Annotated in this window: 1 protein-coding gene; it reads left to right on the top strand. The window is 57.5% G+C overall.

Going from position 1 to position 1,335, the window contains the following annotated elements; translation table 11 throughout:
• Positions 1–77 precede the first annotated feature (77 nt).
• Complete coding sequence (locus NN5_RS24685) at positions 78–1,076, top strand: IS110 family RNA-guided transposase (protein WP_020819418.1); 999 nt, start codon at positions 78–80, stop codon at positions 1,074–1,076.
• The last annotated feature ends 259 nt before the right edge of the window (positions 1,077–1,335 follow it).

A 1,335-nucleotide genomic window follows, 5' to 3' on the forward strand; every position in this document is an offset into this window, starting at 1 on the left:
TTCATCTTATGGGATGGACGCCTCCCGCAAGCGGGCCGAGCATGTTGCCACAGCGACCGGGAAGAGGAGTTCATCACATGCAAATGCTAGCGATCGATTTGGGCAAGCAGTCTTTTCACATCTACGGGATCACTTGCGAAGGTGAGGTAATCTCGCGGAAGGTTAGCAGGGCAAAGCTGGTCGATGCGGTGACCAGATTGCAACCGCAGTCGGTCGCGATGGAAGCCTGCGCCAGTTCACACCACTGGGGCCGCGTCTTCGAGGCGCTGAGTTATGCCGTTCGCCTGATCCATCCGCGTTTCGTCAAGCCATTCGTGAAGGGATCGAAGAATGATGCGGTTGATGCCGAAGCCATTTTCGAAGCTGCCAACAGGCCAACCATGCGGTTCGTGCCGCTGAAGAGCGTCGAACAGCAGGATCTGCAAGCTCTGCACCGAACGCGTGACAGACTGATCGTGCAGCGCACCGCGTTGATCAATCACACTCGTGGTCTTTTGGCCGAGTATGGCGTCGTCATGCCGGCAGGTGCGTCCCGGTTCCGGCTGCAGGTCGACAAGATGATCGAAATTGCCGAACTATCGCACTTGGCGAAGGACCTGTTCCTGAAGCTCGTCGAGGAGTATCGCGACTTGGATGCCAGAGTATCCACTCTGGATGACATGCTGGTTGATATCTGCCGGAGAGACGATCGTTGCAAACGTCTGACTACGCTGCCGGGGGTAGGACCGATTGTCGCAACCTCCCTCATCGCCGCAATTGACGATGGCCGACACTTCGCATCCGGCCGAGCCCTTTCTGCCTGGATTGGACTGGTTCCGCGACAATACACGACCGGCGGAAAGCCAAGGCTCGGTGGTATCGGGAACAGAGCCAATCATTACCTGAGGCGCCAGCTGATACATGGTGCACGGTCTGCGTTGCTGCGGATCGCCAAGCATGACGACCGGCGTTCAAAATGGGCGCAGGAACTGCAATCAAGGGCAGGCCACAACAAGACACTCGTCGCCATGGCAAACAAGACTGCTCGCATGGCCTGGGCGATGTTGCGAAGCGGCGAAAGTTACAAAATGGCGTGACCGTTCGGGCAGCGGGCCGCAATCTGATCAGAGGTTACAAATGCGAGGTGAAGACTTGATGGTGTAACGGCACGGACCGCCGCTTCACAGCCTGTAAGGAACGATGGCCCTCGAGGCCGCTCATCTTAAAAGGCACTGAACCGCGCGGATTCCCATCATGGCCAGGGGCGAAAACACCTCAATCAACAGGCCGGATAGATTCACGCATCCAATGCCGGAGCAACATCGAGAAACTACCTTGCGCGGGAGGCGTCCATAG

This window comes from Novosphingobium naphthalenivorans NBRC 102051 (genome assembly GCF_001590985.1).
Lineage (GTDB): Bacteria > Pseudomonadota > Alphaproteobacteria > Sphingomonadales > Sphingomonadaceae > Novosphingobium > Novosphingobium naphthalenivorans.